The 15,501-nt window shown below is 58.8% G+C and carries 21 protein-coding genes and 3 pseudogenes; 12 read left to right on the forward strand and 12 right to left on the reverse strand.

Going from position 1 to position 15,501, the window contains the following annotated elements; all coding sequences use genetic code 11:
• Positions 1–648: 648 nt before the first annotated feature.
• Both NDO48_RS17065 and NDO48_RS17070 read right to left on the reverse strand, forming a co-directional pair.
• Positions 649–903 carry a DUF1344 domain-containing protein gene (locus NDO48_RS17065; protein WP_267321844.1) on the reverse strand — a complete coding sequence of 85 codons (255 nt, stop codon included), beginning with the start codon at positions 901–903 and terminating at the stop codon, positions 649–651.
• 178 nt (positions 904–1,081) lie between these two features.
• Positions 1,082–1,399 (reverse strand): hypothetical protein, encoded by a 318-nt coding sequence (locus NDO48_RS17070; RefSeq protein WP_267321845.1) that lies wholly within the window; start codon positions 1,397–1,399, stop codon positions 1,082–1,084.
• A 200-nt stretch (positions 1,400–1,599) separates the two neighbouring features.
• Here NDO48_RS17070 and NDO48_RS17075 point away from each other — a divergent pair, with 200 nt between their 5' ends.
• Complete coding sequence (locus tag NDO48_RS17075) at positions 1,600–1,869, forward strand: hypothetical protein (protein WP_267321846.1); 270 nt, start codon at positions 1,600–1,602, stop codon at positions 1,867–1,869.
• A 156-nt stretch (positions 1,870–2,025) separates the two neighbouring features.
• Here NDO48_RS17075 and NDO48_RS17080 read toward each other — a convergent pair whose 3' ends face one another.
• Positions 2,026–2,274, reverse strand: a complete 249-nt coding sequence (locus NDO48_RS17080; protein WP_267321847.1) for a hypothetical protein — start codon at positions 2,272–2,274, stop codon at positions 2,026–2,028.
• Between the two features lie 180 nt (positions 2,275–2,454).
• On the opposite strand from NDO48_RS17080, the gene NDO48_RS17085 reads away from it, so the two are divergent.
• On the forward strand, positions 2,455–2,580 hold the full coding sequence (locus NDO48_RS17085; protein WP_267321848.1) for a hypothetical protein: 126 nt from the start codon (positions 2,455–2,457) through the stop codon (positions 2,578–2,580).
• A 591-nt stretch (positions 2,581–3,171) separates the two neighbouring features.
• On the opposite strand, the gene NDO48_RS17090 is transcribed toward NDO48_RS17085, so the two are convergent.
• On the reverse strand, positions 3,172–3,621 hold the full coding sequence (locus NDO48_RS17090) for a MucR family transcriptional regulator (protein WP_267321849.1): 450 nt from the start codon (positions 3,619–3,621) through the stop codon (positions 3,172–3,174).
• A 171-nt stretch (positions 3,622–3,792) separates the two neighbouring features.
• Here NDO48_RS17090 and NDO48_RS17095 point away from each other — a divergent pair, with 171 nt between their 5' ends.
• Together NDO48_RS17095 and NDO48_RS17100 are read left to right on the forward strand one after the other, a co-directional pair.
• Complete coding sequence (locus NDO48_RS17095; RefSeq protein ID WP_267321850.1) at positions 3,793–4,269, forward strand: hypothetical protein; 477 nt, start codon at positions 3,793–3,795, stop codon at positions 4,267–4,269.
• 189 nt (positions 4,270–4,458) lie between these two features.
• On the forward strand, positions 4,459–4,854 hold the full coding sequence (locus NDO48_RS17100; RefSeq protein ID WP_267321851.1) for a hypothetical protein: 396 nt from the start codon (positions 4,459–4,461) through the stop codon (positions 4,852–4,854).
• A gap of 223 nt (positions 4,855–5,077) precedes the next feature.
• On the opposite strand, the gene NDO48_RS17105 is transcribed toward NDO48_RS17100, so the two are convergent.
• The 4 genes from NDO48_RS17105 to NDO48_RS17120 form a co-directional block, all read right to left on the reverse strand.
• Positions 5,078–5,353 (reverse strand): HK97 gp10 family phage protein, encoded by a 276-nt coding sequence (locus tag NDO48_RS17105; protein ID WP_267321852.1) that lies wholly within the window; start codon positions 5,351–5,353, stop codon positions 5,078–5,080.
• A 21-nt stretch (positions 5,354–5,374) separates the two neighbouring features.
• Positions 5,375–5,608, reverse strand: a complete 234-nt coding sequence (locus NDO48_RS17110; protein WP_267321853.1) for a hypothetical protein — start codon at positions 5,606–5,608, stop codon at positions 5,375–5,377.
• A gap of 97 nt (positions 5,609–5,705) precedes the next feature.
• Positions 5,706–6,203: an RES family NAD+ phosphorylase gene (locus tag NDO48_RS17115; RefSeq protein ID WP_267321854.1), complete on the reverse strand. Its 498-nt coding sequence runs from the start codon at positions 6,201–6,203 to the stop codon at positions 5,706–5,708.
• An 8-nt stretch (positions 6,204–6,211) separates the two neighbouring features.
• The gene (locus NDO48_RS17120; protein ID WP_267321855.1) at positions 6,212–6,562 is read right to left on the reverse strand and encodes an antitoxin Xre/MbcA/ParS toxin-binding domain-containing protein; all 351 of its coding nucleotides are present in this window, start codon (positions 6,560–6,562) and stop codon (positions 6,212–6,214) included.
• A 338-nt stretch (positions 6,563–6,900) separates the two neighbouring features.
• On the opposite strand from NDO48_RS17120, the pseudogene NDO48_RS17125 reads away from it, so the two are divergent.
• The 3 pseudogenes from NDO48_RS17125 to NDO48_RS17135 all read left to right on the forward strand — a co-directional run.
• Positions 6,901–7,375, forward strand: a pseudogene (locus NDO48_RS17125) (ParB/RepB/Spo0J family partition protein); the annotation flags it as partial.
• Positions 7,326–7,721, forward strand: a pseudogene (locus NDO48_RS17130) (SDR family NAD(P)-dependent oxidoreductase); the annotation flags it as partial. The pseudogenes NDO48_RS17125 and NDO48_RS17130, both read left to right, overlap by 50 nt.
• Positions 7,715–8,369, forward strand: a pseudogene (locus NDO48_RS17135) (alpha/beta fold hydrolase). The pseudogenes NDO48_RS17130 and NDO48_RS17135, both read left to right, overlap by 7 nt.
• Before the next feature lie 75 nt (positions 8,370–8,444).
• Here NDO48_RS17135 and NDO48_RS17140 read toward each other — a convergent pair.
• Complete coding sequence (locus NDO48_RS17140; RefSeq protein WP_323848107.1) at positions 8,445–9,395, reverse strand: DMT family transporter; 951 nt, start codon at positions 9,393–9,395, stop codon at positions 8,445–8,447.
• 105 nt (positions 9,396–9,500) lie between these two features.
• On the opposite strand from NDO48_RS17140, the gene gcvA reads away from it, so the two are divergent.
• On the forward strand, positions 9,501–10,409 hold the full coding sequence (gene gcvA / locus NDO48_RS17145; protein ID WP_267321998.1) for a transcriptional regulator GcvA: 909 nt from the start codon (positions 9,501–9,503) through the stop codon (positions 10,407–10,409).
• Positions 10,410–10,728: 319 nt separating this feature from the next.
• Here the strand turns inward: gcvA and NDO48_RS17150 are convergent, their stop codons facing one another.
• Positions 10,729–10,884: a hypothetical protein gene (locus NDO48_RS17150; protein WP_267321856.1), complete on the reverse strand. Its 156-nt coding sequence runs from the start codon at positions 10,882–10,884 to the stop codon at positions 10,729–10,731.
• A 212-nt stretch (positions 10,885–11,096) separates the two neighbouring features.
• Here NDO48_RS17150 and NDO48_RS17155 point away from each other — a divergent pair, with 212 nt between their 5' ends.
• Together NDO48_RS17155 and NDO48_RS17160 are read left to right on the forward strand one after the other, a co-directional pair.
• On the forward strand, positions 11,097–11,420 hold the full coding sequence (locus NDO48_RS17155) for a hypothetical protein (protein WP_267321857.1): 324 nt from the start codon (positions 11,097–11,099) through the stop codon (positions 11,418–11,420).
• Complete coding sequence (locus NDO48_RS17160; RefSeq protein ID WP_267321858.1) at positions 11,395–11,895, forward strand: ferritin-like domain-containing protein; 501 nt, start codon at positions 11,395–11,397, stop codon at positions 11,893–11,895. Before NDO48_RS17155 ends, NDO48_RS17160 begins: the two co-directional genes overlap by 26 nt.
• 138 nt (positions 11,896–12,033) lie before the next feature.
• On the opposite strand, the gene NDO48_RS17165 is transcribed toward NDO48_RS17160, so the two are convergent.
• Positions 12,034–12,642, reverse strand: coding sequence for a cysteine hydrolase family protein (locus NDO48_RS17165; protein WP_267321859.1), 609 nt, complete (start codon positions 12,640–12,642; stop codon positions 12,034–12,036).
• A 374-nt stretch (positions 12,643–13,016) separates the two neighbouring features.
• Between NDO48_RS17165 and NDO48_RS17170 the strand changes: the two genes are divergently transcribed.
• Both NDO48_RS17170 and NDO48_RS17175 read left to right on the forward strand, forming a co-directional pair.
• Complete coding sequence (locus NDO48_RS17170; protein ID WP_267321860.1) at positions 13,017–13,280, forward strand: DUF6894 family protein; 264 nt, start codon at positions 13,017–13,019, stop codon at positions 13,278–13,280.
• A 1,031-nt stretch (positions 13,281–14,311) separates the two neighbouring features.
• The gene (locus tag NDO48_RS17175; protein ID WP_267321861.1) at positions 14,312–14,938 is read left to right on the forward strand and encodes a hypothetical protein; all 627 of its coding nucleotides are present in this window, start codon (positions 14,312–14,314) and stop codon (positions 14,936–14,938) included.
• 19 nt (positions 14,939–14,957) lie between these two features.
• Here the strand turns inward: NDO48_RS17175 and NDO48_RS17180 are convergent, their stop codons facing one another.
• Positions 14,958–15,497, reverse strand: coding sequence for a DUF6894 family protein (locus NDO48_RS17180; protein WP_267321862.1), 540 nt, complete (start codon positions 15,495–15,497; stop codon positions 14,958–14,960).
• Positions 15,498–15,501 lie beyond the last annotated feature (4 nt).

Consider the following 15,501-nt stretch of genomic DNA (forward strand, 5'->3'; position numbering starts at 1 on the left):
CAGTGCTGCTTAGGCGGCGACTTCTCTAGCTGTCGCTCAATGGCGAGGAGCAGCGCTGTCCCTATGCGGAGGGCCAGGTTGTCGTCGTGCAGTGCCTCGGCCTTGTGTTGGGCCTGCGCGAGCAGCGCAATTATCTCATCCATTTCGCGCGTCATGCACCCTCCCGACGCCGCCGGGCGCGGTTCTAATAACCTACATCAAAGACGGTCTCAGTATCTGGATTTGCGCCAACCTGCGGAGCGCAGAGCAGAACCACTGTTCGCCGAACTCGGGCCTAATGATCGTCTCATCATAGCGCCTCTGGCCGGGCACGTGAAAGATGCGCTCGCCGGTGTCTATGCTGATGTTGCCCTTGATGTCGCAACTTCCCGACGCCTTGCTGACGACGGCCTGAGGGGCAAGCGAGACAATATGGTCAAGGTAAAATCCTGCAGCCGCAGACCCTGCCAACGCAGCCACAATTGGTGCGCTGATGGTTCGGGATCGTCTCATAGTTGCAAAAATAGCTAGCCAGCATTGCCGAATTAGCAAAACCGACTGTGCAATCTTAACAAACCATCAAGTCAGGGCAGGGGCAATCCGGTAGCTCGTTGCGTTCGCAACACCCAGCCGCATCGCTCCCACCCCAACTTGTGAGGCGGGAATCGTTTACTTGGCGGGTTCGATGCTCTGCACTGTGGTCTTGCCGGCGGTGTCTGTGTAGGTGATCAGGACTTTTTCACCTTCCTTCAACGTGCTGGCCTTGATGGTTGCCGGAAGCACGACTGATTTGCCATTGTCCAGCACGACGGTGCTTGTTGCGGCGTCGATAGTCTTGATGGTCGCCGTCATATCTTTCGCGAAAACTCCAGTCGCAGCAACAACGAAAAGCGCTGCGGTGGCAATGAGAGCGCTAGTTTTCATGGTTCACTCCCTTTTGTTGAGCGAAGCAGGATAACAGCCTGAACTACGAGCATGTTGCCGCCAGTATGACGATTGGTAAGGCGAAATCGAAAGCGCCTTACGGGGCTGACTTCGCTTCGCTGGTCGCCTGCTCAAGCGGCTTCAACGGCGGCTGCCAGGACGCCCACTCTATAGGGGATTACCCGCACACCCTGACCTGTTCGATCACCCTGTGGTGGTGACGCCAGTGTCGTATGATTTCTGTCCGACAGTGCTGCCGATGGTGGCGGTATTGCCAATTCCCATCCCGCATATCGCCGTACTGCTCGCCACTATAGTCTCGTGCGTGATGATGGCGCACGTACATGCCGCCATAGTCCGGCGAATACCGGTCGGAGTAGCCATCCGAGTACATTCCGCCGTCACCTTCAATGGTAATGGATGTCGCCCTGGTTGGACCAATAAGGGCAGCCATCGAGCCTACAGCGATGATCGACGCGAAGATCACGTTTTTCATATCGGCCTCCTCTGCTGATCATTTCTAAACTCGCTGTGGTCGGCTGGCGTTCCTTTACAAATTCGTAAAGTCTACCACCAGCCGAACGTGGCGCCGAAGGAATGAACGCCCGGCGCATCCTTCCATCACTCTCGACACCCGTCGAGATAAGTTCCCGGCCGGGCGGGCGATCCCGGCAACCAACCCCGAAAGGAAACCTGATGCGATTGATCCGAAGCTTCTTCGGTGGCCCCGCCATGCTTGCGCCTGCCATCTTCTTCAGCATGCCGGCGTCGGCGCTGGACCGTTTCGACGGTCTCCACAGCGCGTCACCTGCCGTCTATGTCCACGTGCTGCCCGATGTGGCGCCGGTCGACGCGTTCATCGTCGCGGAGCGTCGACATGAGACGCGATGTCGTGACGCCCACGCTGTGGCCTACGCCGTTGCCAACCAGCCGCTGACCGCTTGGCGTCTCGCGGTCGACAGCTAACTCGCACATCGACCCGCACATTGCGGTTGCCTGCCCCTCAAAGGGCCGGTTGCCTAAAGCGGCGCCGGCCCGCTCCGCTTCTGTGGTTTGCCAAGAGCTGACCTATCGCTCAAGCCTCCCGCTATACTTTGAGAAGCGAGCGGCCAAGCAATTTTGCTACCGTGCGATCTTAACGTGTTCGCACAGCGCAGTGATCTCGCTCCAGTGATGGACGCTTCCAGATCGCGTCGTGATCATGCAGCGCGGCCGATGGCTATCGTGCATAGTCTCGACGGCATACTTCAGCGCAGCTGACAAGCTCGCGAACGGGATCATGTCGATTGCGGCAAGTGCTTGCCCCTTCTTTTCTTTGAACGAAAGTTCTGCAGGCTCGTCCAGGTTCACGGCCTCAAAACGGCTGTTCATAAGAAGCTCCCTTCCAATGTGTGAAAGCAACCACAGGTAAAGCACCAATGGCGCTGACCGACAAGCAGCATAACTTCGTCACCGGATACCTTGGCGGCACCGCGTATGGTTCCTTCAAATCAGTATGGAGAAGCCCGGCTCGCCGGCCGTTATTCGGAGTTTGGGAGATTCGGATTCCTCGTGACCATCGGTCTCCCAGGTGATGCTAGCCGTCCCGTTGCTGCGTCAGGTCCGCGCCACTTCACCGGCCGCGAGAAGCTGATCGCACAGTTCAACGAACTGAACGCCCAGGCGGCCAGCGAGTAGGCGCCAACTCGAGGGACGATCATGGCCGATATCTACGGAACCCTCGCAGGGGCTACGGCCTATCACGCCGATTGGGACAATTCGGCCTGGGTTGCTACCGGCGTCACCGATGCCAAGCGCAACGCCGCCCTTGTACGCGCCGCCGCTGCGCTTGATGGCTATTATGGGGGACAGTTCCCCGGCCGAAAGACCGGGGGGCCGTGTGCAGGCCCTGGCATGGCCGCGAACGGGTGCACGAGACCACTGTGCCGGTGAGGACATCCCGGATGATGAAATCCCGGCTCAGGTCGTCAGCGCGGCCTAGGAGCTTGCACTAACCGAGCTGCAGTGGCCGGGCTCTTCATCGCCGACGGTAACACCGGGCAGGGTGGCCAAGCGACAGAAGGTCGAGGGCATCGAGCGAGAGTTCTTCTCTGCATCAGAGGGCGGGTTCCATGTCGCCCGATGCTAGGAGGTCTGAATTGATGGCCGTGGAAGACGCCCTGCGGTGCATCTTCACGCCGGCCAGCGCGTCGGTAGATTTGCTGCGGGTGTAGTGCCTGCTGGTCCCCGCTACTGGGGCCAGCGCCCGCATCATCAGTAGGGCTTGTCCTATGCCTTCGCCTTCCGCGGGGCTCGCTTCGCAGGCGTCTTCTCGGCAGGCTTGCGGCCAAGGCCGAGTTCCTTCGCCAGCTGTGAACGCTGTGCGGCATATTTGGCGGCTACCATCGGATAGTCTGCGGGCAGGCCCCATTTGGCGCGATATTGATCCGGAGTAAGCCCACGGATCGATAGGTGGCGCCTCAGCGTCTTGTACTGCTTTCCGTCCTCAAGGCTGATGAGATAGTCGGGCGTAATTGTCTTCTTGATTTGGACCCGCGGCGTCGGCGGTACTTCCGCTGGGACTGCTGGAGTGCCCAGAGTGCTGATGCTCGTGTGAATTTGGGCAATCAAACCTGGCAAATCCCCGGCGGGAATGGGGTTATTGGAAACATAGGCCGATACGATGTCGGCGGTCAGCTCAATCAGCTGATCATTCGGTTTGGACAATACTTCGGTCATTAGATTTCTCCGGCTATATCTCCCCGCTGAAATTCGGGTAGCCGAGATTTCGTTCCTGCGAAAGCAAAAATGTCAGTGCTCTGATGGTCGGCTTCTACGACGAGATGGCAGACATGGCGGGAACTTCTCGCGCCTGAACACGAAGGCGGGTTAGGGCACGGTATCGTCCAGTTGAAGCGCGTCACCACAGCACCGTGGCCGGACGAATGGACGCCGGGAGTGGAGACCGTCGCGACTTGGCCACTGTCCGCAACGGCCAAGAGGCTGCACCAACGCTACGAGAATGGCGTACTGATCGTCCAGGCCGGCGACATGGTGACGTTGGCGATGCCGGAGGTTGAACCCCAGATCACCGACAAGCTTGTCATTGATGGCGCTGAACGTGCCATCACGAACCTAACACCGATTCCGCCGGCAGGAACGTCGTGGTTTGGAAGGCGCGGTGCGCCGCTTAGGAATAGGCCGCACTTGCAATCAAATACGCCACCAGTGCTAGCGCGAGTAAAAATTGCATCGTCATTGATGGTGCATTCGCTTGTCTTAATGCTCAAACGCCGATCACCTCGCGAGCGGGTAGAACAGCTTGTCCCGAAAACGGTCGTAGAGTGGAAGGCGCGCGGGCGGCTTGGGGCTTCAAGTTGCGCCTGACTTCTTCGACTTCTTCGCGAGCAGGCGTGTCTGGGTTCTGTGCCGGATTGTCGCGAGTATCCCTAACGGGTTTCTCTTTCGCCGGATCTGGCTTGGGCTTAGGCCGCTTCTCCGTCTTCACATGTTTGGTCATGGGACCGATCTCCCTTTGAGATCGACCAACCCGTTGACCACAACGATGGTTCCCCGATGCTTGTTTCTCTGACGCCTAGGCAGCGGCTGGAAATCCTCGCCAACCCGCTCGAGCCTCTATTGCGTGCTGCCTTCATGGAGGCGATTGAGGATATCAGGTCGCATGGCGTCCTGCGCCGGATTCTTGAGCGTCTGGAGCGTGATGACATCGCCGGCGCCCTGGATGGCATGAACCTCGAGTCTCAGAACCCAATCGACCAAGTCGACAAACCCAAACCGAGCGCTCTCAAATGTCCCGACACCAACGGGGGAGTATTTGAACTGCTTACGAAAACGCAGTCAGGGCAAAAGATCAAAACGCTCGTTCAGTTTCGAGGCGCAGAGATTTGGACATCAAAATCATTGATGTCTATTACACGAAAGGCTCCACCGAAGTCTGGGACGAGCCTCTGACAATCGATCTCAGTAAGAAAAATTCCCATGACGCGAACGTGGCCGCTGAGAAAATCCTGAAAATCGTCCGAGCCATTACGCTCAAGGTTTGCAACGGCACTTCAGAGCAAAAGGAGCACTTTGAACGATACCTCCGCGATAATGAGGCCAAGCTATAGCCCCAGCCGCTACCTTTCGCCAGACTTCTCCGCCACGATCATTTCCCACCTCTGCGCTACCATCGTCACCCAAGGCCGTGGTGCCCCTGTGCTCCGAAATGCACGAACGCGGCATAGTTCGCGCTATAGCCGAGGTAGATCGTGTCCCTGAGGCCGGCGCCGTTGATGACCAAGATCACGTCACCCAAGTCCGCCGGCACCGCAACGCCGGGGTTGGCTCGCGACAGCGTTGGCATCGCGTCTGTCGACGCCATAAGCGCCGCCCGGAGGAAGCCCGTATCAACTGGCGCAAGCTGGTTCAGTTGCGACACCAACTCCTGGGCGGCTTCCTTGACCAACATCGCCGGTGCCACCGGTGCGACCTACGCACTGGTGGCCGGTGACGCGACCAGGAGCATTTCGGTCAAGCGATAGGCAACTTCGAGAGCGAGCAGGAACGCTATCACCGGCATCTGGCCGATGCGCGCCGCAGGCTCGCATCCTACCAGGCCCAGGGCGATGGCGGCGAATTCGCGTTCTCGGGCGATCTCGCGGAAAAGCGGCGGCAGCTTGCGGAGGTCGAGGCCGTGCTGGCGAAGGACATCGATGTCATTCATGAGCCTGCGACGATCGCGGCATAATGACTGAATTGGCCGGTTGCGCCGTTGTGCTCAGCTGGCCTTTTTCATGTCGATAGGACGGTCCGCGCCGAGGCTATCGCGACAGTCGACCTTCGTCGTCGATCAGCGTCAGCCGGCAGTGTGCCGCATCGCTCCATGTCCAAAGGACGAGGTTGGCGTCGTCTCGGGTGGCGCCGGGCGCGAAGCTTCTTACGATCATTCCATGATAGCCGGCAGCAGTGAGCCGCCCGGCGAAGGCTTGCGTCTTCGCTTCCCCGGATACCTTCATCTGGTCGCGCCATGTGTGGTCGGCGAGGCTCGCATCGTCCATGCCTTCGGCGTGCAGGGCGACATCGTCCCGCGTGTCGAAAATGCGTTCGAACGCCGCATCGTAGGAGACAAGCGTCGTCGGTTGCAGTGCACCAGCCTGATTGGCTTCGCGCAGCGCCGTGACGATCGACAACGACGTATAGAGTGCCGGCGTCCCCTTTCGGTTGAACCGGCCTCTGTAGAGCTCGGCGCCGCGCCCCGACATCGGTTCGCGCGCATAGATCGGGTTGAGCGCCCGGTAGAGTGTCCCTCGAAACCTCATCGGCCAAATTAGGCGTGAACGCCGGCGTCGACCGCGTCGATATAGTCGAGGACCTCGTCGGCGCGACCGTCGCGGACGAGCTGCATCGCCGTGAAGCCCGAAAAGCCGGGCAGAGGTTCCGACCGATACCAGGCATAGGCCATCAGGGCGGAGCCAAACCGGGGTTCGACCTTGTTGACGATCTCGGTCATTTCCCGGAGGCGTCGCTGCGTCTTGTCCGAGCGAATGCGGTCCTTCCGCTGGATAGCGTCCTTCCCGAGCCCTGCGGTCCGGGCGATCTCTTCGCTTGTGGTGTGCAGGGCACTGGCAATTTTGCGTGGCGAGAAAAGCCCGCCATCGGCATATTGGGCGAGACCCATCTCGCAAATCTCCATTCGATCGGCCAATGATTATGACGCAATATAGCGTCAGAAAATGCGGACTTCAATATGATTGGGGAAAGGATGGGAGAGGGAAAAGGGTAAAGCATCCTGCTCGCAGATCGGGCAGGCCGGTGACGCTGGCGCTCAAGCGCGCCGCTCGCGATCCCGGCCCGTCGTCCTGCGCAGGGCTGTCAGACCCGCTTGTCCGGCCAGGCAGGGATGCTCGGCCGCAGTTGCATCGGCCCGCCCGCTCCACGGGCCGGAGGGTCTTCTGGAAGAAGACGGAAAAAGGACCGGTGCAGGCTGAGTCCGCAATCCCCTAAAGGAGCAATACCATGCATCTCATGAAGGTCGATCCGCGCGCTGAAGGACAATCCCGACCGCGCACGTCAGACGAAGTCCAGCCCGCAGGCGCTGCTACTGGCCACGATCAAGGCCGTGGGCGTTGTCCAGCCGCCCGTCATCGCACCCGAGATGGGCGGCGGCAACGGCTATATCATCGATAGCGGCCATCGCCGCGTGAAGCAGGCGATCGCGGCCGGCCTCGAAGAGATCGACGTCATCGTCATCGAGGCCGCGAATGACAATGGCGCCATGCGCTCGATAGTCGAGAACCTCGCTCGCGAGAATCTCAATCCAGTCGATCAGTGGCGCGCGATCGAACGCTTCGTCGCCCTCGGCTGGACTGAAGAAGCAATTGCTGTCGCGCTCGCGCTTCCGTTGCGCCAGATCAGGAAACTGCGACTTCTCGCGAACGTGCTTCCTCAACATGACGCAGTTGGTCGTGCGCCAGATGGTCGAACAGAAAGGTGGCGGCAGCATCGTCAGCATAACCACTCCGTTGCAGCACCATCCGATCGCCGGCATGAACGTCTCGGTCGCCATGATGACCAAGGGCGGCATCGAAGTCGGCTCCAGGAACATTGCGATGGAGTATGCGCCGGAGGGCATTCGTGTGAACACGGTGGCTCCGGGCATTGTCGATACACCGTTGCACAAGAACAACCCAAAGGACTTCCTGAAGACGCTTTCGCCGATGAACGGCATTTCGGGCCCTCAAGAGATCGTCGATGCGGTTGTCTTCCTGACTGAGGCTCCGCGTATCACTGGGGAGGTGTTGCACGTCGATGGCGGCGCACATCTGGGCAGATGGTAATGCGCGGCGAGGCTGCAGATGTGAAGTCCGTGGTGCTGGTGCACGGAGGTTTTGTGGATGGTTCGGGATGGCAGGGCGTTCATGATATCCTGAAGAAGGACGGTTATGACGTAACCATCGTCCAGAATCCGACGACCTCACTAGCCGACGATGTCGCCGTCACCAAACGTGCCATCGCTGCCGCTCCGCGACCGGTGGTCCTCGTGGGGCATTCGTATGGTGGCGTGGTCGTTTCAGAAGCCGGCACCGATCCGAAAGTGGCCGCGGTCGTCTACATCGCTGCCTTTGCGCCCGATGCCGGCGAGTCGGTCGCAAGCCTGATCGCGAACCCGGCACCTGGCGCTCCCGTCCCGCCGATCCTTCCCCCTGTCGACGGGTTCCTGTTCCTCGACAAGGCCAAGTTCGCCTTGGGGCATTGCAGCGCTTGATGGCAAGGTGAGCGCTCCGGCTTGGAAGGTGAAGCCGTCCTGGCATCTGGTTGCGACTGAAGACAAAATGATCCCGCCAGAGGCGCAGCGCGCCATGTCGAAGCGCTCCGGAGCGACCGTGGTCGAGGCGAAGGGCAGTCATGCGATCTACGTTTCGCACCCAGGCGCTGTGGCCACTGTCATCGAGAAGGCGGCCAAAGGCGTGAGCGCCGGACAATAGTCACGGGGAAAGGGCATCGCAGCAACGAGCACCGCTGGCTTTTGCCAGCGGTGCTATCAGGTGGGTCTTTCCTATCTAATCAAGTGATTTGCGCACCTGCCTCGCAGGGCGACTTCTTATCGCTAGCGCAACGCCGGACAGGATGAGCCCGACCCCGATGATGAATTGGGTCCCGATCCTGTCGCCAAACATCCAGGCGGAAGCGGCGATCCCAAACACGGGCTGCAGGTATTGGACGCTTGCGGCGATTGGGGCTGGCACTTCTCGCAATATGCGCAGCCATAGAAACAAGCCGGCCACGGTCACAACGAGGCCGAGGTAAAGAGCTGCACCAAGCGCCGTGCCAGTGATTTCGAATGGAGTGTATGAGGCTTCCCAGGCTGCCCAGGGTATCAACGCGACAAAGCCGAAAAATGTGCTCCAAGTCGCCACCACCACGGTGCCATGTTTAGTGGTGAGTTCGACACTCCAGACATAGTAAAATGCCACAGCTACCGCTGACACCAGCATCCAGGCAGGGCCCAACGCGGTAGTCACCGACGTGCCCGTTGCGCCGGAATTCTCCCATGCAACCAAAACAATGCCTGCGAAGGCGGACGCTACGCCCAGAATCTGAAGAGGCGACGCAACCTGCTTCAGCCGTAGTGTGGCAAACAAGACAATGAACAGCGGGATCGTGGCCGAAAGGATCGTGCCAATCGAAGCAGAAGTCCCCGCGACTCCGAATGTTTGCGCGACCTGTCCCACACCGATACCAAGAATGCCTAGGCATACGACGGCCGGAACGGCTTTCCAGGGCAGGGGCTTCTTGCCAATCAGCAAGAGCATCATCAAAGGTATCGCAACAGCGAACCGGATTGCCGTCAGGGTCAGCGGCGGCATCGTGACAAGCCCCAATTTTGTCACCGGAATGGAAAGACCCCACATCAACGCGAGCAGCAGCATTGCCCAGAAGCTCATCAGTGTGACAGGGCGACTCGCGTACGTTGCGGCCGAAGAGGTGGTGGCTGAGGCAGGCTGGCTCATGAGCTTCACGTGAAGTTTGTTTGGCTCAGATGTAGGTTGACGTATCCCTTGCGCACAAACCATTTGTTGTCACATGATGCGTGAGCGAGTCTCACGTATATGGTTATGATCGAGCGTCTTCCTCCCCTTCAGTCGCTGCGCGCGTTCGAAGCTGCTGCGCGCAGATTGAGCATGACGCTGGCGGCGGAAGAACTGCACGTTACCCATGGCGCGGTGAGCCGCCAGGTCAAGTCGCTCGAGGAGTATCTCGGTGTTCCCCTTTTTCGTCGAATGGTTCGAAGGATCGAGCTGACGGTCGAAGGGATTGCGTTTTTCGCTGTCGTCACACGTGTTCTGTCTGACCTCGCCCGTGAGGCCGAGCATATTCGTCAGAGTAGGGACAGAGCGAAGCTAGTTGTGAGCTGCGGCGTATCCTTCGCCAGTAAGTGGCTGGGACCGCGGCTGCATAGGTTGATGGCCCGACTGCCGGATTTCGACATCCATCTCGAGGTGACGGACGCTCCAGTGGACTTCACCGTCGGCCACGTCGACGTGGCCCTCCGCTATGGGACTGGGCAGTATCCTGCTTCGGTGGCCGAACGAATAATGAATGAAACTGTATCCCCCGTGTGTGCGCCAAGCTATCGCGCCCGCATGGGTGGTCTTCAATCACCAGAAGAACTGGGGAGATGTCAGCTGATCCATGAGATTGGGATGATCACGACTTGGGAGCGATGGTTCGCGGCATGGCAGCTACCTTATCCAACCCCGCGGGGCCCAGGTTACAGTCACGGGAGCATGTCGATTGAAGCTGCCATCCGTGCCGAAGGAGTGGCGTTGGGGCGGAGTGTGCTTGTCGCGGAGGATGTCGCCAGTGGGAATCTAATCGAGCTCTTTCCCGAAACTCGGCTGGGAGTCGAATGGGGTTACGACCTGCTGTACGGGATAGGAAGCGAAGGGGATCCGAAAGTCTGCGCCTTCAGGGACTGGATAACGGACGAGGTTCGCCAGGGCGCAACTGGACATCGGTCATGACAGGACTTGCAGGTGCCAGGTAAGAGCCAGCGTGTAGCGTAACAGCAGCTAGCTGAGGAAGACGGGAAAAGTAGCCTCTTGCCGCGTGATCTCGACACGCCCGCTCGCCGCCGTCGCGAAAATGAAGTGAAAGGGTTCGTTCGTCTTCCGACACGGCCAGGCACGTCAGTTGGCCTGAAGCATAAGCCCCCGTATCGATCGCGACACGCCATGGCGAGAGCTCCGGTATCAGACTCTTCGTCGGCGTGTTTCCATGTACGGTCACCCTTGGCAGAGGGCCTTCACTGTGCACCGTTTCCGAAGCGCGACAGAGCACTGCTCAGACGATGCTTGATCCTGCATCCTCGATGTTGAGTTCGAGCTGGCTTGAAACGCGACCATTTTCTGGATCAGGAACACCGTCAGGAATGTAACGATTGTCGTGCTGTGTTGACAACCAGTTGTCAGCTTTCGCCAAATCCGAGCGGCGGTCCACTAAATGCTCACAGCACGACGAGGTCGACACAGACAACAAAAGTGAATGGTCGTCCTGCAGCCCGCGCTACCATATTGGCCATATGGGAGAATTTGCGTCGGCGGCGCCCAACCGAACATCGCCATATCTCCGTAGGCGATCCATAGGAACATGAGTCGCATCGACAGCCTGGGTGGATTTGCGTGCCTTTCTGGAACCAAGCGGCAAGCCCCATGTTGTTTGTCTCCACACCAGAGACCCACGAGATGACATTTCCCGACATTCTCCAGAGTCCTCTCCTTTCGCGGGAGGAGAAGGTGGCGAGGCTTCGGGAGCTGGAAGCGAACGTCCGCAGTCTTGATCGCGCACTTTCCCAGGAGGGTGATAGCGACAGCCCTTGGGCTGAACAGCTGGTCGAGATCGAAAACGAGATCCGGTTCCTCACAAATCCAACGCCATCTGCCTCCAAATTGGAACCTGAGAAACCGTCTATCGTTCTGGAGCCGGAGGGGTCCACAGAAGGAGTAGAAAATGCCGACCAAAGAGAAGGGTCTTGATGACCTGTTTTATGACACCCTTCGCGACATCTACTATGCTGAGCGCAAGATCCTGAAAGCTCTGCCGAAAATGGCTCGTGGTGCGAGTTCGCAAGAACTGAAGATGGCTTTTGAAAAGCACCGCGATCAGACCGAGGGGCATGTCGAACGCCTGCAGCAGGTATTCGAGCTGCTTGGCAAACGTGCGCAGGGCAAGACGTGTCCGGCCATCGACGGCATCATAGAGGAAGGCGAAGAGATCCTTGAAGAATTCAAGGGCACACCAGCCGGCGACGCGGGACTTATCTCGGCGGCCCAGGCGGTCGAGCACTACGAAATCACCCGCTATGGGACGCTCCGCCGCTGGGCCGAAATTATGAAGATGCCGGATGCGGCGAAACTCTTCGGTGAAACATTGGCCGAGGAAGAAACGACCGACAGGGATTTGACCAGGCTTGCCGATAGCAAGGCCAACAGGCAGGCCCTGGCTGCGTGAGCTGCGTCGAGGCCCGCCTGTTGGCGGGCCTCGCGCTATTAGAGCAGGCTTTCATCGGTTTGGGCCAGAAGGCCCCTCCAACATCATTGGGAGTCCTGGCGATCTGGTTACCTATGTGATCCCGGACAGTTGCAAGGGCTACCGCCACGCGCCCAGAACCTCCTCCAGATTCGCGATCTCGATCTGTTCGCTGAAGCGCGAGCGATACAGTTCCATGAGCGCATCGTGGGTCTTGTCTGAAGAGCTGCACAGCGCGTCCGTCACCAGCACCACGCGGTAGCCTCTGTCTATCGCTCCGAGAACCGTAGCCAGGACACAAATGTCGGTCTCACCACCCGAGACGACCAGCGTGTCGAAATCCGATCCTCTCAACTGTCGATCCAGGGAACCTTCGGTCCAAGGCGAGTAGACGTGCTTGTCCAGTACCCAGGCGGGAGGGGCAAGTCGTGAGAGCGTCGGCAACAGTTCGACATACTTTGGATCTAGATTGGCGAGCGTAACCTCTGCCCACCGCATATAGTACCGGGACCAGGCGCCTGGAGCTTCTCCTGGTCGGTTTGCGGGAATGAAGCGGGTGAACAAGGTCTGGCTTGCGTGCCTGCCCGCCAACTCCTCTATCGCTGGAAGAACCTTCTGCGCCCAAGGGATTGCCCATGGGCTGCCGACGGAAAACAGACGCTGCATGTCGACGCAGACGTGCAGACAGGTGTTGCCCAGCGTACCGTGGATTAGGCCATGCGCGGCCATCACCGCTGCTCCCCTACCATGTTGGACACGCGCTTTGCATGGCGTCGCCTTGCACGCCGATCATGGTCGATATGCGCCAGGTTGCGGATGCCAGCCATAGATTTTCCCATAGTGGATGTTGCGCCACAATGCCGGGGATGGTCGGTTGGTTCCTGGTGGCGTGCTGCGTGAAGGAATGCGGCTCCGCTGAGTCCGGTACGCCAGTGGTAAGATCTCGAGCTCTTACTCCTTTTGATTTCTCAAAATCGGAAAGGTGTGTGTGATGATGCACCATTGGAGCCAGGCAACGATCACAATTTCAGCCTTTGAGGAACTTTCTCACAGTGGGGCTCTTCACCAACGGGCGGCCGGCATTCTTACCCAGGAGAAGCAAAATGCCGAAGTATCGATTTGAGTTTCTGCATGAACCGGGTGCGGCGCCGCTTGTGCTGGAATTGGCTGACATGGACGCAGCAAGAGCGGAGGCGAGCCAAGGCATGGCCGAGAGCGCCGCAGACCAAGTCCGAGAGCTTCAAGATCCAAGCACGCTGTCCACTCGCATAAACGATGAGGCCGGATATCTCGTTGCGAGCGTAGAGTTCGGATCAGTCTTTGCAGATAGCGGGCTGAGCGAAGCGGAAGGCAAGAAATCTGGCTAGGCGAGAATGTCTCGCCCCGGAGAGGGCGCTCTACGGGCGCCCATTGGTTTGCTGCGAGTTCCGGGAATCGGAGGGTGCCTAGTTTACCGTCATCCTGCCTATTCGGTCGCACTGCGATTCAGTTTGGTGGTTGAGCAGGCACTTCATCAGGCCGGATGATGGGAGTTGTCCCCGTAGCTGGAGGTGGCTCTTCTATCCGATCGCCGGTTCTTGGAGGAGTAAGCACGCCATCACAATGGTCGAGTTTGCTTCCTGCCAAGGCCTTTTTCGGGTTGCTCTTTTCCTTGTCAGGGGTGTTGCCCGGATCGGGCTGTGTTTGGCAGGGGGCGGAAGGGATTTCCTTATGGCCATTGTCGGACAATTGGCCCGCCGTCACGGTGACTGTATCGACAAAAATCAGCAAGAACGCGGCGCTGAACCTGAGAGCCCGATCGGCAAAGCTCTTAGGTCGGAGAACCTTCGTGCGGGAAGTAGGTGCCGGGAAGCTTGGCTCGGAAGGTACTTCTGGCGGAGATGTGGGTGGTATCTCGACGGGTTCATCCTCTGGGAGTGGCCCTGGATCAGGAGATGGCGGTGGCACGCCTGGTGGTTCTGGAGCAGGTCTGTCGGGCGGAGGTTGGGGATGCGCAGGCTCCGGGTTTGGATTGCCTGGTGTCGGAATGGGATTGTTCGGGTCAGGTCTCTGCGCGGCCATTTTTTGACCTCCTTTGCAGTTGTCCCTATGTCTTCAATCCCTGGACTTGGCGTCGGTTCCGCTTGCCAATATGGCTCGGTCGGCAAGAGCGGCACGCTATCAAGAATGATACCGGCCGTTTCTATCTGCGCAGGGGGCTTTGGCTGGAGCGGAAAGACGGGTCGAGTGGTTACGCTCATATCCGCCGTTGGCTTATGATGTGGGCGGTCAGGACAGATACTCGCACCGGAATGGTTGTCTCTGGCCGTAAGTTGCATCAGCATCGCCGTTGCGCTTTGCCATCTGCTGTTCGTACGAATAGGTTATGGAAACAACGTTGGCAGAAGCGAGGGGGTAAATGAAAATACTACTGGCAACGATGTCAGTGGGCGTGATGCTGTGTTTTACGGCACAGACAGTGGCCTGCGGGGGTTCACGGGTGCTTTTCGAGGATCAGTTCTCAAGTGCCGATTTGGCCTGGGGGAACTACTCGGACCTTAGGATTGAAAACGGGTCGCTCACTTTGCTCGTCAATCCCGGCGCTGGTTATCCGCTTCACAGGGAGGGGACTGTCTTTTCTGGAGATTACGAAATCTGCACCAGCGTCGTGCAGAAAAATATGGACCCTTCAGTTGCTTGGGCGAGCCTGCTTTTCTGGGGTGCCGACTACGAAAACTACTACGTTTTCCAGGTCGCTACCAATGGCTACGTCAACGTCGCGCGCAGGAAGGGCGGCGTCTGGCAGCAGAATCCAGTTGGCTGGAAAAAGACCAGCGGCCTCGTGAATCCAGGTATGCAACCGAACGAACTGCGCCTTGTCATCAAAGGCAGCCAGGTGACAGGCTATGTGAACCAGACAAAAGTGCTGTCGTTCAAAGGCCGGGCCCCGAAGGGTGCCAGCTTCGCCGGTGTCTACGGAAACGCGCCTGACGGTCTCACCGCAAGCTATGACTTCGACTACTTCAAGGTGACAGAGGTCGATTGATCATTTGCGGTTATGCTGCTTACGAAGCGTCGGAGCGAGCGGACGCTCCATCCGCCTCTGATGCAGCCTTCGCCTCCTGCCCGTCGATCACGATGGCAAGATCGCCGCCTTGGTCGTACACACGTACCAGCCAGTCCCGTTCGGTCTGCATCGCAATCTCAGCGTCTGGCAACAACTCTATCGCGCATCGTATTGCTTCATCTCGCGCAATCTGCAGGCTTGGCATGTGAGCAGGCGGCACGCGTCGAACACCTTCGCCGTCACGATACTCAAAGACATACATGCCGCCGACTTGATCATGGGCTGCCGTCACAGCCACCTGGTCGAAGTCGCCATTGCTTTGGGCATCGTACTCATTGACCGCAACATCGAAGGTGGCAGTCTGCACAAGAATGGCTCTTGCGCGCGCGATCGCCGCAGAATGGTCGCCTGCCAGGCTCTCCACATTGGCCATATCGACAGTGACGCAGTCGCCGCCTTGTCCATGAAACGTGACGCGCAGGATCGGAGGTCCATCAGAAACGGTGGGCTGCGCGATTGCGGTTTCGGTAATCTGCATGGGT

The organism is Aminobacter sp. MET-1 (genome assembly GCF_026521175.1).
Lineage (GTDB): Bacteria > Pseudomonadota > Alphaproteobacteria > Rhizobiales > Rhizobiaceae > Aminobacter.

Excerpts from the sequence above, each read along its gene's own strand:
- NDO48_RS17065 (WP_267321844.1), bottom strand. The coding sequence starts at position 903 with ATGAAAACTAGCGCTCTCATTGCCACCGCAGCGCTTTTCGTTGTTGCT.
- NDO48_RS17070 (WP_267321845.1), bottom strand. The coding sequence starts at position 1,399 with ATGAAAAACGTGATCTTCGCGTCGATCATCGCTGTAGGCTCGATGGCT.
- NDO48_RS17075 (WP_267321846.1), top strand. The coding sequence starts at position 1,600 with ATGCGATTGATCCGAAGCTTCTTCGGTGGCCCCGCCATGCTTGCGCCT.
- NDO48_RS17080 (WP_267321847.1), bottom strand. The coding sequence starts at position 2,274 with ATGAACAGCCGTTTTGAGGCCGTGAACCTGGACGAGCCTGCAGAACTT.
- NDO48_RS17090 (WP_267321849.1), bottom strand. The coding sequence starts at position 3,621 with ATGACCGAAGTATTGTCCAAACCGAATGATCAGCTGATTGAGCTGACC.
- NDO48_RS17100 (WP_267321851.1), top strand. The coding sequence starts at position 4,459 with ATGCTTGTTTCTCTGACGCCTAGGCAGCGGCTGGAAATCCTCGCCAAC.
- NDO48_RS17105 (WP_267321852.1), bottom strand. The coding sequence starts at position 5,353 with ATGTTGGTCAAGGAAGCCGCCCAGGAGTTGGTGTCGCAACTGAACCAG.
- NDO48_RS17110 (WP_267321853.1), bottom strand. The coding sequence starts at position 5,608 with ATGAATGACATCGATGTCCTTCGCCAGCACGGCCTCGACCTCCGCAAG.
- NDO48_RS17115 (WP_267321854.1), bottom strand. The coding sequence starts at position 6,203 with ATGAGGTTTCGAGGGACACTCTACCGGGCGCTCAACCCGATCTATGCG.
- NDO48_RS17120 (WP_267321855.1), bottom strand. The coding sequence starts at position 6,562 with ATGGGTCTCGCCCAATATGCCGATGGCGGGCTTTTCTCGCCACGCAAA.
- NDO48_RS17140 (WP_323848107.1), bottom strand. The coding sequence starts at position 9,395 with ATGAGCCAGCCTGCCTCAGCCACCACCTCTTCGGCCGCAACGTACGCG.
- gcvA (WP_267321998.1), top strand. The coding sequence starts at position 9,501 with ATGATCGAGCGTCTTCCTCCCCTTCAGTCGCTGCGCGCGTTCGAAGCT.
- NDO48_RS17155 (WP_267321857.1), top strand. The coding sequence starts at position 11,097 with ATGTTGTTTGTCTCCACACCAGAGACCCACGAGATGACATTTCCCGAC.
- NDO48_RS17160 (WP_267321858.1), top strand. The coding sequence starts at position 11,395 with ATGCCGACCAAAGAGAAGGGTCTTGATGACCTGTTTTATGACACCCTT.
- NDO48_RS17165 (WP_267321859.1), bottom strand. The coding sequence starts at position 12,642 with ATGGCCGCGCATGGCCTAATCCACGGTACGCTGGGCAACACCTGTCTG.
- NDO48_RS17170 (WP_267321860.1), top strand. The coding sequence starts at position 13,017 with ATGCCGAAGTATCGATTTGAGTTTCTGCATGAACCGGGTGCGGCGCCG.
- NDO48_RS17175 (WP_267321861.1), top strand. The coding sequence starts at position 14,312 with ATGAAAATACTACTGGCAACGATGTCAGTGGGCGTGATGCTGTGTTTT.
- NDO48_RS17180 (WP_267321862.1), bottom strand. The coding sequence starts at position 15,497 with ATGCAGATTACCGAAACCGCAATCGCGCAGCCCACCGTTTCTGATGGA.